Origin of the sequence: Collinsella aerofaciens (assembly GCF_015670795.1) — a bacterium.
Classification (GTDB): domain Bacteria; phylum Actinomycetota; class Coriobacteriia; order Coriobacteriales; family Coriobacteriaceae; genus Collinsella; species Collinsella aerofaciens_Q.
The window spans coordinates 21,404-40,347 of record NZ_JADPCJ010000016.1 but is presented as its reverse complement, the minus strand read 5'-3'; the positions used below and the strand labels follow the sequence as shown (position 1 = coordinate 40,347).

The 18,944-nt window shown below is 67.2% G+C and carries 28 protein-coding genes; all 28 read right to left on the bottom strand.

What is annotated here, in order from left to right; translation table 11 throughout:
• Positions 1-19: 19 nt before the first annotated feature.
• Entirely contained in the window at positions 20-3,178 is a 3,159-nt protein-coding gene (locus I4W09_RS06305) for a tape measure protein (RefSeq protein ID WP_196032916.1), read from the bottom strand.
• Positions 3,171-3,431: a hypothetical protein gene (locus I4W09_RS06300; protein WP_040359409.1), complete on the bottom strand. Its 261-nt coding sequence runs from the start codon at positions 3,429-3,431 to the stop codon at positions 3,171-3,173. Before I4W09_RS06300 ends, I4W09_RS06305 begins: the two co-directional genes overlap by 8 nt.
• 107 nt (positions 3,432-3,538) lie before the next feature.
• Positions 3,539-3,928: a hypothetical protein gene (locus I4W09_RS06295; RefSeq protein WP_117563918.1), complete on the bottom strand. Its 390-nt coding sequence runs from the start codon at positions 3,926-3,928 to the stop codon at positions 3,539-3,541.
• Between the two features lie 63 nt (positions 3,929-3,991).
• Positions 3,992-4,624: a phage tail tube protein gene (locus tag I4W09_RS06290; protein WP_196032913.1), complete on the bottom strand. Its 633-nt coding sequence runs from the start codon at positions 4,622-4,624 to the stop codon at positions 3,992-3,994.
• Entirely contained in the window at positions 4,625-4,993 is a 369-nt protein-coding gene (locus tag I4W09_RS06285) for a hypothetical protein (RefSeq protein ID WP_196032910.1), read from the bottom strand. It abuts the gene before it with no gap.
• A 9-nt stretch (positions 4,994-5,002) separates the two neighbouring features.
• Complete coding sequence (locus I4W09_RS06280) at positions 5,003-5,326, bottom strand: hypothetical protein (protein WP_196032907.1); 324 nt, start codon at positions 5,324-5,326, stop codon at positions 5,003-5,005.
• A complete protein-coding gene (locus I4W09_RS06275; protein ID WP_196032904.1) occupies positions 5,319-5,669 on the bottom strand; it encodes a hypothetical protein in 351 nt (116 codons plus the stop codon). Before I4W09_RS06275 ends, I4W09_RS06280 begins: the two co-directional genes overlap by 8 nt.
• A complete protein-coding gene (locus I4W09_RS06270; RefSeq protein ID WP_196032901.1) occupies positions 5,669-6,088 on the bottom strand; it encodes a hypothetical protein in 420 nt (139 codons plus the stop codon). The genes I4W09_RS06275 and I4W09_RS06270 overlap by 1 nt, the downstream gene beginning before the upstream one ends.
• A gap of 10 nt (positions 6,089-6,098) precedes the next feature.
• Entirely contained in the window at positions 6,099-7,037 is a 939-nt protein-coding gene (locus I4W09_RS06265) for a hypothetical protein (RefSeq protein ID WP_195445431.1), read from the bottom strand.
• Between the two features lie 13 nt (positions 7,038-7,050).
• Complete coding sequence (locus I4W09_RS06260; protein WP_195445430.1) at positions 7,051-7,611, bottom strand: heavy metal transporter; 561 nt, start codon at positions 7,609-7,611, stop codon at positions 7,051-7,053.
• 194 nt (positions 7,612-7,805) lie between these two features.
• Entirely contained in the window at positions 7,806-8,678 is an 873-nt protein-coding gene (locus I4W09_RS06255; protein ID WP_196032898.1) for a VG15 protein, read from the bottom strand.
• On the bottom strand, positions 8,675-10,096 hold the full coding sequence (locus I4W09_RS06250) for a phage portal protein (protein WP_230318709.1): 1,422 nt from the start codon (positions 10,094-10,096) through the stop codon (positions 8,675-8,677). The genes I4W09_RS06255 and I4W09_RS06250 overlap by 4 nt, the downstream gene beginning before the upstream one ends.
• 83 nt (positions 10,097-10,179) lie before the next feature.
• Complete coding sequence (locus tag I4W09_RS06245; RefSeq protein WP_196032892.1) at positions 10,180-11,607, bottom strand: DEAD/DEAH box helicase family protein; 1,428 nt, start codon at positions 11,605-11,607, stop codon at positions 10,180-10,182.
• A gap of 7 nt (positions 11,608-11,614) precedes the next feature.
• Positions 11,615-11,998: a P27 family phage terminase small subunit gene (locus I4W09_RS06240; protein WP_195445426.1), complete on the bottom strand. Its 384-nt coding sequence runs from the start codon at positions 11,996-11,998 to the stop codon at positions 11,615-11,617.
• Positions 11,999-12,069: 71 nt separating this feature from the next.
• Entirely contained in the window at positions 12,070-12,285 is a 216-nt protein-coding gene (locus I4W09_RS06235) for a hypothetical protein (protein ID WP_195445425.1), read from the bottom strand.
• A gap of 16 nt (positions 12,286-12,301) precedes the next feature.
• Complete coding sequence (locus I4W09_RS06230; protein ID WP_196032889.1) at positions 12,302-12,850, bottom strand: hypothetical protein; 549 nt, start codon at positions 12,848-12,850, stop codon at positions 12,302-12,304.
• A gap of 103 nt (positions 12,851-12,953) precedes the next feature.
• Positions 12,954-13,964: a DUF4417 domain-containing protein gene (locus tag I4W09_RS10690; RefSeq protein WP_195445422.1), complete on the bottom strand. Its 1,011-nt coding sequence runs from the start codon at positions 13,962-13,964 to the stop codon at positions 12,954-12,956.
• Positions 13,965-14,119: 155 nt separating this feature from the next.
• Positions 14,120-14,527 (bottom strand): HNH endonuclease, encoded by a 408-nt coding sequence (locus tag I4W09_RS06220; RefSeq protein ID WP_196032886.1) that lies wholly within the window; start codon positions 14,525-14,527, stop codon positions 14,120-14,122.
• 513 nt (positions 14,528-15,040) lie between these two features.
• Positions 15,041-15,493 carry a sigma factor-like helix-turn-helix DNA-binding protein gene (locus I4W09_RS06215; RefSeq protein ID WP_195445418.1) on the bottom strand — a complete coding sequence of 151 codons (453 nt, stop codon included), beginning with the start codon at positions 15,491-15,493 and terminating at the stop codon, positions 15,041-15,043.
• A 119-nt stretch (positions 15,494-15,612) separates the two neighbouring features.
• The gene (locus I4W09_RS06210) at positions 15,613-15,861 is read right to left on the bottom strand and encodes a hypothetical protein (RefSeq protein WP_196032883.1); all 249 of its coding nucleotides are present in this window, start codon (positions 15,859-15,861) and stop codon (positions 15,613-15,615) included.
• A 306-nt stretch (positions 15,862-16,167) separates the two neighbouring features.
• The gene (locus tag I4W09_RS06205; RefSeq protein ID WP_196032880.1) at positions 16,168-16,383 is read right to left on the bottom strand and encodes a Lar family restriction alleviation protein; all 216 of its coding nucleotides are present in this window, start codon (positions 16,381-16,383) and stop codon (positions 16,168-16,170) included.
• Positions 16,373-16,873, bottom strand: coding sequence for a hypothetical protein (locus I4W09_RS06200; protein WP_230318708.1), 501 nt, complete (start codon positions 16,871-16,873; stop codon positions 16,373-16,375). Before I4W09_RS06200 ends, I4W09_RS06205 begins: the two co-directional genes overlap by 11 nt.
• Positions 16,870-17,100: a hypothetical protein gene (locus tag I4W09_RS06195; protein WP_196032874.1), complete on the bottom strand. Its 231-nt coding sequence runs from the start codon at positions 17,098-17,100 to the stop codon at positions 16,870-16,872. The genes I4W09_RS06200 and I4W09_RS06195 overlap by 4 nt, the downstream gene beginning before the upstream one ends.
• Complete coding sequence (locus I4W09_RS06190) at positions 17,101-17,364, bottom strand: hypothetical protein (protein ID WP_196032871.1); 264 nt, start codon at positions 17,362-17,364, stop codon at positions 17,101-17,103.
• A complete protein-coding gene (locus I4W09_RS06185) occupies positions 17,361-17,795 on the bottom strand; it encodes a hypothetical protein (protein ID WP_196032868.1) in 435 nt (144 codons plus the stop codon). The genes I4W09_RS06190 and I4W09_RS06185 overlap by 4 nt, the downstream gene beginning before the upstream one ends.
• On the bottom strand, positions 17,795-18,370 hold the full coding sequence (locus I4W09_RS06180) for a WDGH domain-containing protein (protein ID WP_196032865.1): 576 nt from the start codon (positions 18,368-18,370) through the stop codon (positions 17,795-17,797). The genes I4W09_RS06185 and I4W09_RS06180 overlap by 1 nt, the downstream gene beginning before the upstream one ends.
• Complete coding sequence (locus tag I4W09_RS06175) at positions 18,367-18,573, bottom strand: hypothetical protein (RefSeq protein ID WP_196032863.1); 207 nt, start codon at positions 18,571-18,573, stop codon at positions 18,367-18,369. Before I4W09_RS06175 ends, I4W09_RS06180 begins: the two co-directional genes overlap by 4 nt.
• Positions 18,570-18,920 (bottom strand): hypothetical protein, encoded by a 351-nt coding sequence (locus I4W09_RS06170; protein WP_196032861.1) that lies wholly within the window; start codon positions 18,918-18,920, stop codon positions 18,570-18,572. Before I4W09_RS06170 ends, I4W09_RS06175 begins: the two co-directional genes overlap by 4 nt.
• Positions 18,921-18,944: the final 24 nt, after the last annotated feature.

Genomic DNA, 18,944 nt, shown 5'->3' with positions numbered 1-18,944 from the left:
TCTGCGCTGATGCCACCTGCTACCCCCTTCCGGTCCTGACGGTCCTCTTGAGTTCGGAGACCTGCGCCCTGAGCGCCTCCGCGACGCGCTCGTCGACCTCGAGGGCCGACCCGTCGAGGTAGATGTTGTAGACGTCGCCGCGCTGGCCCCCGAGCTTTGCCATCTGCTCGGCGATGGTCGCCGCGAACGGCTCCGAGTACTTTCGGTTGGTGAGCGGCACGATTGCCTCGGCGCCGTCCTCGCCCACCCAGTCGAGCGGGTAGCCGGTCACCGGCGCGTCGACGATGGCTCCGTGCGCGTGCATGCGGATGCCGCCATCGGCGTGCCGTATGCCGCCTGCGGCCTTCTCGTTGCGCGTCCTGTTGACGGTCACGTAGGTCGTGGTGATCGTCGCCGACCTTGAGTGGAACGGCTCGTTCATCACCGCCTGCATCGCAGACTGGCACTTCGGCAGCGTCCCGTAGCTCGCCTTGGCGGTCATCACCTTGCTCTTGAGCTTGGTGCCGTTGAGCTTGTCCACCGAGGTCTGCGCCCTGTCGACTTCCTTCTTGTCGACCTTTGTCTTGGCGCTCTTGGACTGGAGAGCCGTGCCGTTCCAAGTCACGAGGTTGCCCTGGGCGTCGCGCAGGTCGCCGACGCTCACGTCGACGACGCCGTTCTTGTCCATCAGCTGCGAGCCGTTCCAGGTGTAAACGTTGCCCTGGGCGTCCATGAGCTGGGCCTGGTTGACGGTAACGTTGCCGTTCTTGTCGACGATGGGCTGCGCGTTGTAGTTCTGGACGGCCCACACCATCTGGTCGATGTTGCCGTTGAAGTTGCTTGCGAGCGCGGCGAGGTTGGCGGAGCCGATGCTGTTGAGCGTCTCGGTCGACACGCCGGCGGCGGCGCAGGCGTCCGAGAACGCGCCGAAGTCGATGTTCTCCTTCGAGAACGCCTTCTTGAGCTTGCCGCCCATGTCCTCGAGCGCGGCCTGGATCTGGCTCGCGGCGCGGACCGTCGAGGCGGCGCCCTCGTCCATCGATACGCCCCACCCGTCGAGGTCGTCGACGATGGAGCGGGCGGTGCCGTCGTAGTCCTGAGCCAGCTTGGCGAGCTGGTCGTCGCTGAGGCTCGCCAGTTGCTCGGTGTCGACGCCGAGCTGCGTGAGAGAGCCGGAGAAGGCGGACAGGGTCTCGCCGTTGGCCGAGAGCTGCGCCTGGAAGAGCGTCAGCTGCGCCTGGGCGAAGTGCTCGAAGGTGCTGCCGGCCTCCTGCGAGGTCAGCGCGGCGTCTCCGAGCTTGCCGTTGAGCACGTCGATGCTCTCCGAGGCGGAGTCGAACTGCTTCTTCGCCTCGTTGTACTCCCTGCCGACCTTTTCGGTGCAGGCGAGCGCCTCGAGCTCGCCCTTGGTGAGCTCCGGGTAGGTCTTGGCGAGTTCCTTCAGGCGGTCCTGGTAGGGCTTCGTCTTGGAGGCGAGCGTGTTTGCCGCCTCGGACTGCGCCTGGTACGCCTCGGTGAGGTTCGCCGTGAGGGCGCTCACCTCGGCGTCTTTCTTCTTGGATGCGACGAGCTCGTCGATGGACTGCTTGAGGTTCTTGACGTTGCCGTCCGCGTCGACGTACTGCCCGTTCGCCACGTCCTGGGCCGATATGTTGAGCCCGAGCTGGTCGTTGAGCAGCTGGAGCGCCCACGTGAGCCTGCCCTGTGCGTCGGTGGACAGGTCGGTCTTGCCGGCGTAGTTGTCGATGATCTGCTGTGCGGTGTTGAGCTGCGCGATCTGCGACTCGGCGGCCCTCGTGTTCTCGTTCATGGCGTCGACGTGCTTGCCGATCGACTCGGCGAGCTCATCGACGGACATCGCCGAGAAGGAGGACTTCTTGCCTACATTCTCGACCCTGCCGGCGTAGGACTCGAGCGCCGCGGTGTTGGAGGCCGCGTCGACCAGGCCGGTCGTGGCCTTGTTCAGCGCGTCCGTGCGGGCCTGCCACTCGACCTGCTTCTCGATGAGTATGCCGATGCCGGCGGCCGCGACGGTGCAGCCGATCGCGACCGGGTTGAAGCCGACGCCCACCGCCTCGAGCGCCTCGGCGAACGTACCGGCGCCCCCGCGGGCGAGCTTGAACGCCTCGGTGGCCTTGCCCACGCCGCTCGCGACGCCGGAGAGGACTGGCACCGCCTTCTGCCACGCCGCGATGCCCGCCGCCCCCGAGACGATCTCGGGCGCCAGGCTCTTGAACCCGCCGTAGAGCTGCTTGACCATCGGCATCGACGCCGAGACGCCGCCGTTGACGACCTTGAAGAAGCCGTTCACGGCGCCCTTCGCGTCGTCGAGCACCCCGGCGATGTTGTTTCTGCCGACCGCCTCGAGCGTGCCGGTGACGCCCTTCGTCACGGCGTTCGACATGTTCTGGACGCTCGTCTGGACGCCGCCGGCGGCGGTCTCGGCCTGGTCCTTGAAGGACGCGAAGCTAGCGCCGCCCTTCGTGTCGAGCTCGACCATCTTGTCCATGAGCTGGTCGAGCGTGATGGTCGGGTCCTTGCCCCCGCCGCCGAGCGCGGCGTACAGGTCATTGGCGTTTGCCGTGGGGCCGAGCATGGATTTCGCGAGCTGGTCCATCTGGCCCGGCGCGGCCGTCGTCAGCGAGCGCCAGTCCTCCATCTCGGGCTTGCCCTTGGAGAGGATCTGGCGGAACTGCTCCATCGCCGCCGAGCACAGCTGGGTCGAGCTGCCCGAGGCGATGAGCATGTCGTTGAGCGCGAGGCCGACGTCGGTGGCCTTGTCGAGGTCGCCGACCGTGGCGGTGATGCCCTGGACGACCGAGACCATGTCGTCGAGCCTGGTGGGCAGGGTCGACAGGCGGTCGGACATCTTGCCGATAGACGCGTTGGCGGAATCGGCGGAGTACCCGAGGGACTGCATGACCTTCGGGTAGTTGTTGAGCGTGTCGAAGCGGCTGATAGCCGACCCCACATGGGACGAGATGGAGTCCATGGCCTTCGACGTGAGCGTCGAGAAGGCGCCTATCATCGCGCCGGAGCCGGCCAGCCCCTTCCCGAACCCGGAGCCCGTGCTCTTGCCGAGGCTGGAGCCGGACTTGCTCGCCTGCCCCTCGCACTTGCCGAGCGCGGACTCGACCGACTTGGTAAGGTTGTCGAACCTGGGGACGATCAGCAGGTCCGCGCGTCCGATCTCAGCCATCCGTCACCTCCACCCACTCGGTGTTCTCGATGCGGGCACGAACCGACGCCGCGCGCTCTGCCGCGGCGCCGGCGGCGGCCACGTCCCGCGGGCGGGGCACCCTCGGGGCTTCCGATGCCTTGCCGCCGCACAGCGCGGTCGCCGCCGCGTAGACGCTGTCCACGATGTCCGCCGCCAGGTGCTGCTCCCGGGTCCAGCTGCGCTCCGGGTGTAGGGCCGCCACGGTGAGCGAGCCGTCGGGCAGCGTCCTCACGAGGTCGTACGCCTCGGCGGCACCGACCTCGTCGTAGCAGCAGCCGTAGTAGGCCCTGAAGTCGTGCCTGAGCAGGGGCAGGTGACGCTCCTCGAGGTCGGCGAGCTCTAGAAGTTTTTTAGTTCGGCCGAGTAGAGCAGCTTGTTGTATGCGTAGCCCAGGGCGTCGTCGTCCTGCGTGCCGTCGTCCTCGGTCACGGCCTCCATGAGGCTCGCGTACTGCTCGTCGCCGAGGAGGAAGCGGAACGCCCCGTCGAGCTCCTCGGTCGTGCGGTCCTCCTTGTTCATGGCATCGATGAAGCGGCGGTCGTGTGCGCGCTTGACGGGGATGCTCATGGCGATGCCGAGAACGGTCAGCTCGGCGCAGCGTCCTCGCTTCTGCTCGATGAGCTTCGCCTTGTCCGCAGCCGTCTGCGCGGCGGCGGTCGTGAAGCCGAGGACCTTGGCGTAAGCCTCGAGCTCGCCCTCGTCCATCATTGCCAGGTAGTCCTTGTTCATCTTTCCTCCCAGATAAAGGACCGCCCCGGCAGTGCCGGGGCGGCGTTCTCGTTATGGCCCTGCCTACGCGGCGGGCTTTGCGCGGTAGATGTCGAATAGCGGCTTGTCCGCGGTCTTGAGGACCGTGAAGGTGAAGCCGTACTGCACCAGCCCGCCGGGCTTGTGCTCGACGTCGTCATAGGAGTCGATGGAGACGCGCGGGATGACGGTGCGGCGGAGGTTGCCCGTGTCCTCGAGCTCGTCGATGACGAGCGGGACGCGCACGTCGGAGTTGGCGACGGCCTTGATGTGGCTGAACGTTCCGTCCTCGTTCGTCTCGACGTTGTCGGCGCCGTAGCGCAGCTTGGCGACGGAGGAGCGGACGGACTCGATGAAGACCATCTTGTACTGGTGCTTCTCCTCGGAGACCTTGGTGAGCACGATGGACTGGTGCCAGCCCTTGAACTCGTTGACTGTCACGCCCTTGGAGGCCGTGAAGCCGTCGGGCGACAGGTCGCCCAGCGACACGAGGTCGGTGAGCGTGGAGATCTTGGTCGTGGCGTCGGCCGGGAGCGTCGGCTTGGCCTTGAAGCTCGTGTACACGCAGCCGCCCTCGACGGGTGAGCCGGTGGTTACGAGCGAGGGGTCGATATCGGCCGCGGGGACCGCGTCCTCTGCCGCGAGGGCGATCTTGGCCTCTTCGTTGCTGGATGCCATTTATCCTTCTTTCGGTTGGTATGTCTTCAGTCGGTACAGCGCGTACCAGCGCGGGGACCGGGCGAGGTAGTCGTAGTCGGTCCGCATCTCGAGCTCCTCGCAGGCGCAGAAGCCCCGCACGAACGGCAGGCGCGACATCGCGTCGCCCACGAGCTCGGCGAGCTCCTCGGCCTCGGCCTCGGTGGGCGCCCACATGATGACCTCGACCTGCGGCGAGTCGATGAGCGGGTCCTGCCGTGCGCCCCCGCAACGGCGGACCACCACGACGGTCCCCGGCCGTTCGGCGGGCAGGTCGACCCGCACGGGCACGCCGCCCAGGGAGGACTCGAGGATCGCCCTGAGCTCGCCCATCACGTTGAGTCTCGGCACGGTCCCTCCTTAGAGCAGGTGGTCGAGGGTGTGGTTGCGGTTCTGGTCGAATGCGCCGGCCGGGGTCGCGGCGCGGACGACGCCGAGCGTGTCGCAGGAGCCCGACTTGACGACGCCCATGTAGGGGGCGCCGTCGAAGGCCCCGGGATGGAGCCTCTCGAGGGACCTGCGGTAGCCCGACGGCACGTGGTGCGATGCGGCCTCGGCGTTGGCCCTCGCCGCGACGCGGGCGGTCTCGGTCGCCACCCAGGCGCGGACTCCCGCGCCCTTCGTGACGGCGATGACGCCCGCGTCGCTGTGGACGAAGCGCCCGAACTTGATCCTGTCAGCCATGGACCCTCCCCGCCGTCGCCGTCATGTTCCACGCCGTGGGGCAGGGGTCCGTGATGTCGGGGTAGCCGACGACCAGCAGCGCGATGTCGGGGTCGGCGGGCATGCCGCGCCCCGTCAGGGCGATGCGGCAGCGCGCCAGCGGCGGCCCCGCGTACGTCTTGGGGAACGCGATGGAGTAGCTCGCCTCGATGCCGTCCGGCCGGGCGGCGTCCCCCGCATCCGAGCCCGCCAGGGGCCGCACGAGGCATCCCGGGACGACGGTGGCCTCCCACTCGACGGTGGGCTCGCCCATGGCGTCCCTGCCCGTCACCGTGCTCGACAGCACCGTCACCTCCTCGCCCATCACGGCCTGCCCCCGTAGCTCGGGCACACGGTGCCGATGCGCTGGCCGCGCCCGAGGAGCCTCTTGAGCGCGGTGAGGGTCGAGCGGTCGAAGTAGGCCGTTCCGCTCGGGTTCTGGAAGGTGAAGCTCCCCTGGAACCCGTTGGCCGTGAAGCTCGACTGCGAGACGCCGGTGAGGTCCTCCACGCCCATGGGCGCGCAGGCCGGCTGCACGAGCTTCTTGCGGGCCGCGTCGGTCACGAGGTCCCGCGTCAGCGCCGCCGCGTCCCCCGTCAGGGTGCGCGTCCGGCTCATGCCGAGCGTCGCGCGGAGCTTCGCGCTCTGCCGCGACAGCTCGGCGGCCACGCGCTCGTCGGGGGTCGCCGCGTCGCCGGTGTCGATGCGGTACTCGTCGACCGTCGCGAACGAGTATTCGTCCACGGTGGCCTCCTTACTTGGTCGTGATGGTTCCCTTCACGATGTAGTCCTTCACCTCGGGGAAGAACGTCGCGCCGGCGAGCACGTTCGTCTCGACCGACACGTGGTCGTACGCCGGGGTGTGCGCGACGCCGATCAGGCCGGAGTCGGATACCGTGTACGTGAGGCCCGAGGTCGCGAGCTCGCCGAAGTCCACGCCGAAGATGCGGATGTTGTCGGCGGGGGTGGCGATCATGGTTCCCTTGGCGACCTGGTTGGTCAGGAAGACGCCCGAGAGGCCCAGGAAGTTCTCGAGGTAGGTCAGGCCGAACAGGTTCTGGTCGGTGATGGTCGCGTTGCCGAGGTAGTCGGCTGCGTCGTCTCGGTTGATGAAGTGCACGACGCGCTCGGCGGCGTCGCCGTTGGTCTCGAGGGTGTTGCCGAGCTTGGCGTCGACTGCAGCGGCGCACGCCTGCAGGCCCTTGCCGGTCGCCGTGCCCGTTCCCTTGAGCAGGAAGGAGAAGAACTGCGAGACGATGCTGCGGCGCACGAGCGAGGCCATGTGCTTGTCGGTCTTGAGCACGGCGTTGACGTAGCCGGACTGCTGGATCGCCTTGTGCGTGGTCATGCGGCGGTACGGGAAGGCCTCGGCCTCGCCGACGGGCTCGTAGGTGGCGGTGAACTTGGACAGCGCGACCTCGTCGCCCTCGACGTAGGCGGTGCCGGAGCTGGAGCCCAGCTGGACGGCGGTATCGCCGGTGGCGGACTCCTTGGATCCGGCGGTCTTGGAGTTGTTGAGCTCGCCGGCCACCTTGAGCATCTTGAGCGTGGTGCCGGCGGCGATGGTCTCGGCGCCGAAGATGCCGAGGACCTCGAGCAGTCGGTCGAGGTCGCCCTCGAAGTTGCGGATGAACTCCTGGTCCATCGAGGCGTTGATGGCCGTGGAGTCGGAGATGTTTGCGGGTACGGGCATGTTTGCCCCTTTCTTACTTGTAGAGGTCCATGTGCGCGGCGCGGGCCATGATGCGCTTGGCGGGGTCCTTGATGGACTCGATGGACTCCTTGTTCACTTTCTTGCCTCCGCCGGAGCCGCCCTTGTCGAGCGGGTATCCGGGCTGGCGCGACTCGGCGAAGTCGGCGACGGCCTTTGCCGAGGCCGTCATCGACTCCTCGTCGTCGCCGTGGATGAGCGCGGCCGGCACGCCGGTGGCCTGGGACACGCGCGCCAGCGTGCGCTCGCGCTCGCGCTCGGCCTCGGATGCGGCGAGGCGGCCCTTCAGGTCGTTGAGCTCGTCGTTGAGGGACTCGACGGTGGGCGTCTGCGCGCCCTGTGCGTCCCACAGGTCGGCCTTGCCTTTGTTCTCCTTGGCCCGGGCCTCCCACTTGCGGGACTCCTTCTTGAATCGCTCGGCCTCGGCCTTCCAGTCGATCGCTGCCGGCTCCTGTGGGGCCCCGGATCCTTGGTCGCCGCCGGGCTCCGCCGGCGCCGCCGGCTGCGGAGGCTCGACGGGATCGGTCACGTTGTTGGCTTGCTGTTGGGTAGGCATCTTGCACTCCTTCCGGCCCCGTGCGGGGCTCGCTTCGCGCCTCCGTGCGGCGGCGCTGGCGGTGTTTTGGCATGGAAAAGGCCGCCTCCCGTGCGGGCTGCGGCCTCGTGTTCCTGCCGGCGCGTTGCGTGTCTTCGCCGGCGACGCTTGATGGCGCGTCGCGCCCGCCCTCCCACGGGGCGTCCTCACTTGGCCTAGAGCCTCTTGCTCACGCCCGCCGCGGTCTGCGCGAGCGACTTGGCGTAGGGGCTCCCCGGTTGGAAGCCCATTGCCAGCCCCGCCCTGTTCGCGGTGGCCATGCGGGCCTTGAGGTCGTCGGGGGACGATGCCCCCTCCATGTACCTCTGGATGTCGCCGATGCTCCCGAACCTCTTCCCGTCCACGAATGCGGCGACCACCTTGCCGCCGCTGCGGCGGGCGCGCGATCCCGTGCGATGGGAGCCCCATTCGGGGTGCTTCGCGCGGTACTCGTCGTAGAGCGCCGCCGGATCGTAGCCGTCGAGCGCGGGGCTGTCGGAGAAGTCGGCGACCGGTATGCACCTGCAGCTCGGATGGCGCTCGGCGCCGGCGGTCGCCGAGCTCTTGAAGACGAAACCGCGCGAGCCGATCATCCGGCACCAGTCGCATGCGCCGGCGTGCGGCACCAGCGCCCAGCGCGGGTGTGCCGGGTCGGCCATGGCGTTGCCTTGGATCGTGGCGTCCGCGTAGCCCATGGCGCGCTGCACGGCCCTCGCCGCGAGCGCCGCGGCGGGCGCGGAGTTCCTCAACGCCTCGTCGACGTCGCTCGCGAGGAGCCCGCCGTGGCCGGGGTCGAACTGCCGCGGCTCGTATCCCTGCGCCGGGCCGGCGCCCGAGCGCATGGCGGCGTAGAACTCGACGGCCGCCGCCGCGGCGAACGAGCCGAACTTGGCCACGAGCGCCGCGTAGGTGCGCGCCAGCGCCCGGTAGAGCTCCTCGCCGTAGAGGCCCGCGCACTCGTCTATCGCCTGCGCGACAGCCGCCTGCAGCAGGTCGGCGTTTATCCCGAGCGCGCGGGCGTAGCGGTCGAAGTCCCCGCGCGGTATCACTCCGCCTCACCGCCGGCTGGCGGCAGGGCCGCGGCCCTCGCGGCCTCGATGGCCATCGTGTCGGCCATGGCGTTGAGCGACGCGATGGCGCCGCCCTGCTGCTTTTCGCGCTCCAGGCGGTCGATGGTCGGCTGGGACAGGCCCACGCCCTCGTAGTAGACGCGGGTGCCCACCATGCTCTCGTCCGCGGCGCCGAGTTTCGTCCAGGCGTCGGCGCGCGCGGCGATGGTCGGCATCGAGGGGTCCTTGAAGCACGCCTGGACGGCGCACTGCTCGTCGGTGAGCCTGGTTATCGGGACGTCGTCCTTGACCGCCATCATCATCTGCGCGATCGTCTCGAGCGCCTCGGCGTTGTGCTCGTTGATCTGCTCCACCTCGAGGATGAGCGGGTCGTTCGCCGCGCCCAGGGCGTCCGAGGACGTGTAGGTGTTCGACAGCACGCCCAGCTGCGCCAGCGGCACGTTGGTCGCGCCGGAGAACCGCTGCGCGTCGTTCTCGAACACGCGCGTGAAGTTGTCGGCGGTCGGCGCGGCGAACTGCCCTACGGTCGGGACGTCTCCGTCCTCGTCCTTGGTGATGGCGAGGAACGACCCGACGTATGCGTTGAACTTGGCTATTGGCGACGGCACGCTGTCGCCGCCCTCGTCCTCGCCTTCGTCCCCGTCCCCGTCCTTCACGGAGAAGAGGTCGTCCTTGGCGCCGAGAATGTATCGCTGTGGGAACGTGAAGAACTCCGCGCCGACCTCCATGCGCAGCACGTCGCGCATGGCCTTGTCGACGATGCCCCGGACCTCGGGCGTGAGCATCGAGTGGCCGAGCGGGCGGTCGGGGTCGGGGTCGTAGGTGAGCACCTCCATGAGCGGCCGTCCCATGGGATTCGGCTCCACCACGCAATCCCACTCGTAGGGTCCGCCGCCCGAGCCGATGCGCACCAGCGTGAGCACCGCGTCCCGGAAGTGGCACACGTAGCGGGAGGCGTTGCCCGACCGGTCGACGTCGGCGAGGACGACGCCGCAGCGGATGCGGCCCTCGTCCTTGTCCCACAGGCAGCAGAACTGGTTCGCGCTGAACACGCGCACCATCGACGCGGGCTGGCCCGGCCTGCCCTTCATGACGGTCATGGCCGACACGCCGTAGGTGAGGGCGCTCGAGCACGCCTGCCGGTAGAGCGACCGCAGGCGGTTCTTGCGCACGAGGCGCTTGAGGTCCTGATCCTCCGCGCCGTCGAAGACGAAGCCGTCGAAGACGGAGCGCACGGAGTGCGCCTTGACGGCCTTGGCGCACCAGCCGGTGACGCAGTCGACCTTCTCGAGCATGGGCGGGATGGAGATGCCGAGGCTCCTCATCTCGTTCTTCATCTCGTAGTAGCGCTTGAGGACGGTGTTTCGCGCCGACACGTCGCCCCAGGTGTCGAACATGTCCTCCACGGCGGCTCGGTACGGCTTGGGGACGGCGTCGAGGTTCGGGGTCTCGACGGAGGCCCCGCGCCCAATTCTCTGGATCACAGTGTCCTCTGCTTCCTGCGCGGGTTGCGCTTGGTGGTCCTCGCGCCCCACAGCGCGAGCGAGCAAGATTCGAGCGGCTCGGGCGGCACGGTCGCGTCCTCGGGGGAGCCGAAGCCCCACCCGCCCCTGGAACCGATCTTCCTGCGGACGCACTTCCTCGCCGACTCCTCGAGGGTCGGGTCGTAGGTGTGCGCGAGCGTGCCGTCGTTGAGCGCGTCCACGAAGCCGACCGCGGCGGCGACCACGTCGCGCGTCTGCGGCCTCACGACGTAGCCGCGCGGCGGCTTCATCTCCGCGAGGCGGTCGATGAGCGCGTCGGCGCCCGACATGCCGTCGATGACGACGACCGACGCGGTCGCGCGGCGGTCGTAGAGCCACTCGGCGAGCTCGCGGGCGCCGCCGGCGGTCGTTCCGATCCTGATGAGCTCGACGGCGGCCTTGCCCTTGAGCGCGCGCTGGCCGAGCTTGCAGCCCGACAGCGCGTAGGTCGACCCGTCCCTGGAGAACTTCACCCCGAAGGCCTTCTTGCCGCGGTACCGGTCGCCGATGGCGTCGATGAGGGCGGCGCCCCACGGTTCCCGCGGGATGGCCCTCGTGAGCATGGCGGCCGGGCTGAACCAGCCCAGGCGCTCGTGGGCGAAGCCGGTGATCGAGCCGCCGGCGAACTCCGTGCGGGTGAAGTCGAGCGACAGGATGATGCCCATGCTCGGGTTCGATTCGTAGATGAGGTCCACCACGTCGTCGAACGTGGCGTCCTGGCGCGGGCACTCGTCGGTCGCCCACGAGCACCACTCGGTGCTCGGGATGTCGCCGGCTAGGATGGCCGCGCGCGTGCGCGCGAACACGGTGCCGGGGCAGTCCTCGTTGGGCGGCGTGCCCGTGTAGATGATCTGGCGCTCTCCGGTCGCGGACGCGGCGAGCGTGTACATGATGGCGTCGTACTGGGAGTCGGTGAGCTCCTGCGCCTCGTCGAACACGACGAGCTGGATGTCATCGAAGCCTCGCGCGCTTCCGTTGGTGCGCGCCGAGAACTCGATGGAGCCGCCGTTGGTGAGGTAGATGGCCTCCTCGCCGTTCGTGCGGCGGATCCTCTCGACGAGGCACGAGAGCTCGGGGTGCTCCTTGTCCGTGAAGTAGCGGACGAGTCGGTTGAACGCCTTCTTGGCGGTCTTGACGCGGTGCGCGGTGTGGAGGATGTGCCAGCCGCAGACCGCCAGGCGGAACACCTCGTATATCTCGATGACGGCGTTCTTGCCGTTCTGGCGTGGCACGTCCAGGCCGCACGTGACGTAGGCGGGGCGGCCCTCGGCATCGCACGCGCACCAGTCGGACAGAACCAGGGACTGCCACTCGATGGGCTCCATGCCCAGGTCTCCGCCGAGCTCGGCGGCGTCCTCGCCCTCCGAGTAGGCGGCCTCGCCCACGGCGACCCTATACCGCGGCTCTTGCCTTCCGCGCCTCGTGGCGCTCGGCGATCGAGAAGAGCTTGGTCTGGACGTTCCGGACATCTGGCGCCCCCTCGTGGCCGTCGGTTATGCCGAGTTGCTTGTTGAGCTGCCTGATCTCCGCCGACGCGGTCTTCAGGGTCGCTATCTGCGGGAAGGACTTCAGGTCCCCCATGTCGTTCTGGTAGGCGGTCTGCTCGCCGAAGCTGTCCAGCTCGTCCTGGGCGAGCTCGACGATCTTGTACCACTGGCACAGCAGCGCGAGCGTCGGAGCGTCGGCCTGGGTGAACGAGCGGCCTGCCGTGAGCTCGTCCCACTTGGCGCTCTTCACGGGGTCGCCGGCGACCGCGGCGGGCTTCTCGAGGGACATCCGCTACCTCCAATCGGCATAAAATAGCCGCCCCTGGGGGACGGCTTTAAAAAATCCTGAATACCGGCAGCCTATCTGAACTGCGAGAGCATCTCGGCGTACGGGCTCAGCTCGGGCGGCTCATAGATGATGTCGCCGCCGTCTTCGGTGCGGTAGTTTCCCGGCGGGAGGTACCTGCCGTTGGGGAGCAGGCAGAGGTTCCCGCGCCACTTGACGCCGTTGGGCATCATCGCCGTGCCGAACTCGTCCTCGTCAAACTCGAAATCGTAGTCAACGTCGTATGCCATCTGGCATCAACCCCTATCACGCATAGGTGCCGGTCTTCTGGGTCACGAGAAGCCCGCTTTTCTTCGGTTGCTTCTCATAGCTGATCTCAATGCCTATTTTAGCAAACTCCGAGGTGTAGGCCTTGTTCATGGCTCTCCACATCGCGATTTCGCTCTGGTATTTCCTGCTCATGACCGAAGCGTCGGCTCGCTTTGCGGCAGACTTGACGGCCTTGCCGCTCACGCTTTTCGTCACGAGCGCGGAATAGGTCCCCTCGTTCGACGTCGCGACGATCCTTTTGACGCGTCCTCCGCTCCTGTTGTAGGCCGAGGCGATGTATTCCAGGTCGCCGCCGGAAAGAGGGCCTCCCCATTTGCGGCCGTCCGCGCCGCCATGAGGATGGTTATGGATAATCGTCGAGACGCCCTTTTCATGGGCGACGGCGGACAGCGGTGCGACTCTGGTCGACCCTTCATTACCAGTCGACCCCAGCGCATGGACATATCCCGCGTCATCGATATAGGCCGAGTGCTCGTACCTATTGTCCATCAGCTGCTCGCGAAAGCGGGCTATGGCAGACTCCACCGTCGTTCCCCCAGCAGTGCCCTTGTTCAGGGATGCGACCGCGTAGGCTGACAGTGTCGATCCGTCCTTGGCTGAACGCTTGCCGGAGTAAGAGTATGAGCCCCTACCTCCCGCGGAAACCGCCTCCCTTGTACTCGACGACCTCGCAGCCGCCGAAATCGAATCCAATGTCGCCGCCGTAGAGCAGCACGCGCGCGGGCTCCAGGCGGCTCATTGCCTCCGCCATGCCCTCGCGCCAAACGGCCAGGGCGTTCTCGTCCCCCTTCACGCCGACGGTCGACACGGCGACGGTCGAGCGGCGCGGGACGCCGTCGAACGCGAAGCGGAAGCTCCGGCGCTGCGCCCACGACAGGGTCGGGACTACACGGAGGCCCTGCTCCTGCCACCAGTGGCCGAGCGCCTGGGAGCGGTAGCGGTTCCACCGCTGCATGGCATCGGGCATGTCGAGGTAGAGCGAGAAGTCGGGCGTGAGGACGCAGTCGAAGCCGCGCAGGCACTCGAGGTAGGCGGCGGGGCGTGCCCACACGCGCTCGAACTGGTAGTCGTCGATGAAGAAGTGGCAGCAGCGGCCGGCCTTGTCGGCCTCGGGGGTGCTCTTGGCGTAGTTGAACCCGATCATGTCCGCCGGCTTGGCCATGCACCGCTTCATGCGGGGCATGCCGTCGCGGCCGCAGTCGGATCGGCTGACGAGGCGCAGGTTGTACGCGTCGTCCGTCCTCAGGCGCTCGTGGCCGTAGTCGAGCCGCTTGCTCTTGAAGTCCAGCCCGAACCGCGACATGTCGAAGTCCTTGAGGCTGCGGACCTCCTCGCGAAGCATCGACTTGTTCCAGGTTGCCACCTCGCCGGTCTTGTTGTCGGCGATGCGGAAGGCCTTGATCTGCTCGTCGGTCAGGTCGTCGCAGTACTCGATCTTGGAGTCGGGAATCTCGTCCCACCCCAGGCTTCTGCACGCCTCGACGCGGGTGTGCCCCCATACAATAACCGGGCGCTCGCGGCTCTCCAGGCCGATGGTCCCGCGCAGGCCGAACTCCTTGATTGAGTCGGCGACCACGGGGACGGCGGAGGCGTTGTGCCGCGCGTTTCGCTCATATGGGACGATATCGTGTATCTTCACGTACACACCCGCCTAGTTTTTCTCGGTTTAGCTGCGGTTTTTGCTTGACTTCCGTAAAAAAGCGTATTCGGGGGTATTGCGGCCCTGGCGCGGGATGGTGGCCTGCCACCATCCGTCAAAAGACCCCCGTGGGGTCGAGCGCCGGGGCGCATCCCCTACCATGAGGTCGTTTGCCGCGGCTGTTTCTCGGGCGCGGACGGGGGACTAATAAAGGGAATACGTTCGGACTTGAGCGCCTTGCACAGCTCGACGAAGGACTCAGGAGAGTTCCACGCGGCGAGATGCTCGCGGAGGGCGCGGCGTACGGCCGAGACCTCGGCGACGCTGCGGGCGCGGCGCCAGTTGTTGCAGCAGCGGTGCGCGGCGGCGACGTTGTCGCGGTCGAAGGGCGATCCGCCGCGGCTGACCGGGACGAGCTCATCGCACTCGAAGGCCCCGGGGTTGCCCGGCGGCACCCCGTAGTCTATGGGTAGCCCACATATCCAGCAGGGCCTGCCCTGCGAGCGGAGCCACCGCACGACATGGCGGCGGCGGGCGCCGTTGGCCTTGCGCGGGTTGCCCATCCCCTACCACTCCACCGGGGAGCGCCCTCGGTTGGACATGCACGCCTCGATGCCCCCGTAGCGCAACGCCTCCAGGCGCACACCCCCGGCACCCCCCGGTCGGCGGCGGGGCGCCGCCGTGACCCCCAGGGCGCGGCGGAACGCCCACGCCATGACCGTGTCGTGGCGGCGGGCGGATCGCGCGATGTACTCTCGGCTGACCACGGGCATCATCCCCTATTGAATTAAACGCAATAGTAAGGCCGGAGTCCCTGAACTGCTGAAGGGAACCCCGGCCACTCACCTGCGCTTCCACGCACATCCGACCCGCAAGCCGCGCGGGCGGCGCTGCGAATCGACACCCTAGTTATATCCCAATCGCAACGTGCAACGGTGTGCAATTGTGTGCAATCGCGTGCAACTGTAGGCAATCACGCGCAACGGTGTGCAATTGTGTGCAATCGCATGCAGTTCGCAGGTAAAGAGAAGCCCGCCGGCGCTGGGCCGACGGGCAACGATAGAGATATATGCGGCTCAGACTGCAGCTCGGCCAAGACCCGATCGGGCTGCCGCCAGACCGACCATGTCCGTCCAGTCCAAGGCGGCGCACAGGTCGGAGTTCACCGACCTCACCGACACCCCGAGCGTCCCAGCGATCTCCTGCAGTGTGCGGTCCTCGCAGTAGCGCAACTCCAGCACGTCGCCCCATCGCTTGCCCGGGTTGGCGGAGCGCACGCCCGCGCACAGCTCGCGGCCCCGCTCCACCTCGCGTCGCAGCTCCGACAGCTCCGCGCCGCTGCGGCGCTCATAGTCGATCCTGTCATCCGTCGAGCGCATGAAGTCCGTCCCGTGCGCGCCCTTGCCCACGGCGTCGTAGCGCTGGGCGCGCACCTGCTCGCGCGCCTGCATCGACTCGATGACTGCCAGGCGGCGGTCGATGCCGCGCTGGGCGGCCCGTACAGTCTCCAGATATTCCCTTGCGTCCATGTGACCTCCCGCGTGGTACCATGCTCTACGCCACATAGAGGATGCCGGGAGGCGTCTTTGCCAAAGGCCGCCGGCGCTCCAACGCCAGCGGCCTTAATTATATATCTACCTGCGGAAACTCAATATCTCATCGCGACCTCGCGGCGCATGGCCATGATCTCATCGTGCGCCGGGCCCGTGGGCGCCAGGTAACGGTCGACCTTGTCGCTCTTCGGCCTGGCGCCCCTGCGCCTAGCCTCCTTCGCGCGGTCCTGCTCGTGCTTTCGCCGGCAGTCCTCCGAGCAGTACTTGGCCTTCGGCGCCTGCGGGATGAAGATCCTCCCGCAGACCGCGCAGTTCCTCTCCTGCACGTCCCACATCACGGTCATCTCATCGACCTCCTGCACCTGCAGGCGCGACGCGCCTCGATGCTCTTGCGCACGCGGCGGTTCTCGACGAGAATCCGCCGCAGCTTCTCAAACAACCTCATTGCCTAGCCCTCCTCGACCTCTTGAGCGCGCGGGCCCGGTCGCGCTCTAGCGCCCGCGCCCTCCGCTCCGTCTCCCCGATCTGCGACGCCGTCACCCGCGGCGCGTCTGCCCGACCGTGCGCGAGCGCCCGGCGCGCGGGACCCGTCACCAGATCGGGCACCGCACGCCAGGCGGTCGCGCGGAACAGCTCGACCGCCGAGCTGATCACCGGCTGTTCCAGCTGTCCGCGAGCATGGCCACCGCCTGGCGGAACGGCGGCAGGTCCATGCTTCCCCACGCGATGCTGTTCGACATCCCGCAGGCGGGGCATTTCACGCTCATCGCGTTGGGCTTGGTCAGGGAACGCTCGCGCACGTCCTCCATCTTGGGCTCGACCCCGCACCGGGGGCACGCCTTGAACTCGACATCGTTAAAGGTCATAACTCTCTCCTGTCTCGTTGAACACATCCCACGTCGTTCGCCACCTCGAGTACGAGTCCATCAGCATCGCCCAGAGCAGGCAGAGTGTCGAATCTTCCCTCAGGCTCTTCGCGGCTTGCATCCGAAGGTCGTACGTAAGCCGCAGGGCGCCGCCGTTGTCGGGGCAGTAGACCTGCACGCCAAACGGCAGGAGACGCTCATCGTACAGCTCGTGTGCGAGGTCCCGGGGACACACGAGCCAGTTCTCGTCGCCGAGGAACGTGAGGCCGTGGCCACTCTTGAAGTCCGCCATGCACGACTTGACCTCGACGAATACGAATTTCCCGTGCTCGAGCGCCGCATTCCGCCCTCCACTGCCCGGAGAGAACGCCACGAAGTCGACCCTATGGTCGGGATCGACCCAGACCTCCTGCGCGACGATGGCGAACTGCCTGCGGAGCTTCTTGGCCACCTTCTCGGACAGATCGGCGGTCACGTCCTTGCGGTTCATTTGTCCTCACACCCATTACTTTCCAGAAACCAGGGCACGAGCGTGCCGACCATGGCGACGGTCTCCAGCGTAGTCATCGTGGTTGCGATGCTGTGGCAGAAGCAGAGGACTTCCTCGTCATCGATCTCGTCCACATCCTTGTCCCCGATCGCATTCAGCATGTCTTGAGCGTCCTCGGCGATCTCGTTGAGCAGATATGCCTTCAAATCCTTATAGCTCTCGTTCACTTAAAGCTCCTCTCCGCAGAACGGGCAGTACTTGATGTCCTCGATGTAGGCGTCCGCCGTCACGTCGGCGCTGACACAGTCGCCGCACGAGCCGTTGACCGAGACGTCTAGCATCACGCTGGCATCCAGCTCGACCCTGACGATCGGCTCGCCGTCGTATCGGCGCATCAGCGTCATGGAGCCCACGGACCAGTTGCAGCCACCACGGTCGGGGGCAGAGTGGATGGAGGCGATGTGGGACCCGCCGCAGAAATAGCAGCTCATTCGCCATCACCCGCGAGCAGGGAGTGAATGCGGTTGCAGATGTTGTGGAGCGCCATCGACTGGCACAACGTGCCGCCGCACCTGTCGGCGCAGGCATCGCACATCCCGGAGACAACGTTGTAGGCGTGCGTCGGTTCTTCGCTGGAAGGGCAGGCCAAAGCAGCTTCGATATCGTTCATCAGGGCGCCGAACGTATCCGGGCGGATCAGGTGCATATCGTCCACCCTCGCGACCCCTTCATCGCAGCAGGCACGCCAAACGCCCGCGCCGAGCAGGTACTCATATCTCCGGACCGTGAGCTCCATGCCGCTGTCCGCAAAGAGCGTCGCGGTCGACAGGGAGACCTTGCGTCCCTCCTTGTCGACAGGGCCTAGTGGAATCACTTCCCAGTCTGGCGTCGTGGAGTTATCGACTATGAAATGTTCCCTCATCACTCGTCACCACCCTTCTCGGCCTTGGCCTCTGCCTGCAGGACGTCCCTCAGGGTGCCGATGCGCTCGATAGCGTCGTCCGGTGTGTGACCGTCCCACTCGGGCGCTCGGTCGAGCACCCTGCACGGGAACATGTCCCAGTACGGCTCGACGTCGTAGTGGTAGGTGGCGGGGCCGGCGGGCGTGTCGATGCCCACGATGAACATGCCGTCGTACATCGTCCCGTCATGGTGGTGGAGCGACTTCCACGAGCGCCCGCGGAACATGGCCACGATCACCGAGAACAGTACCGCCCGGTGGTGGTAGAGCTCGTCGAACGTGTGGTACCCGTCCGATGTGGAGCCCGTGACGGGCTCGGGCTCTATGCGCCGGACGAGTCCGTACACCTCATCGATGTCGACGTTCACAATGCCGCAGACATCGCGGGACGGATGAAGCCCGAGTGCGTGCAGGACATCCTCCCCATCTGCGACGCTCGTGACGGTCGGCCACGCGAAGGGGTCTTCCACGGTCTCGACTTCGAGGCTCTGCACGAGCCTCTTAACGTCCTTGAACCACTCGTTCCTGTCGCTCATTTCGTGCTCCAATCCTTCTCGATTTCCTTCTCCTGAGCGACCATGATCAGCGCCTTGTTGAGGCATCGCCTCGCCTGGCGCAGCTCATCGCAGATGTCGCACCCCTGTCGCAGCCTGTCGCACTCCCTGAGCGACCTCTTGGCGTCCTCGAGCCTGCCGATGGCGAGGTCGATCCAGTCGGCGGGTCCGCACACGTAGCTCATCGCGACCCTCCCCTCACGCCGAAGACCTCCGCGAGGATGTCGCCGGGCGCGGCCACAAACGGATCCGCGCTGATCGGGTCGTACATGACCTCCAGGTAGTCGGGATAGCCGTCGGTTATGCCGACGGTCAGGACCTTCATCTCGGTCTCCTCGCCGGCGCCGGCGGAATCGCCGGGCTCGTCCACGGGCAGGCACTGGTAGCCCCAGATCACGCTCACCTCGTGCTCGTCCAGGATGGTCTTGGTGCGCTCGATTCGCATCCGGTAGCCGCCCACCGGCCCCGTGTCCTGCGTGTCGTCGGCCCAGGGAATCCGGTGCCTGTCGAGGGCGTCTCGGTAGGCCCTCATCACCGCTGAGATCTCGGTCAAAAC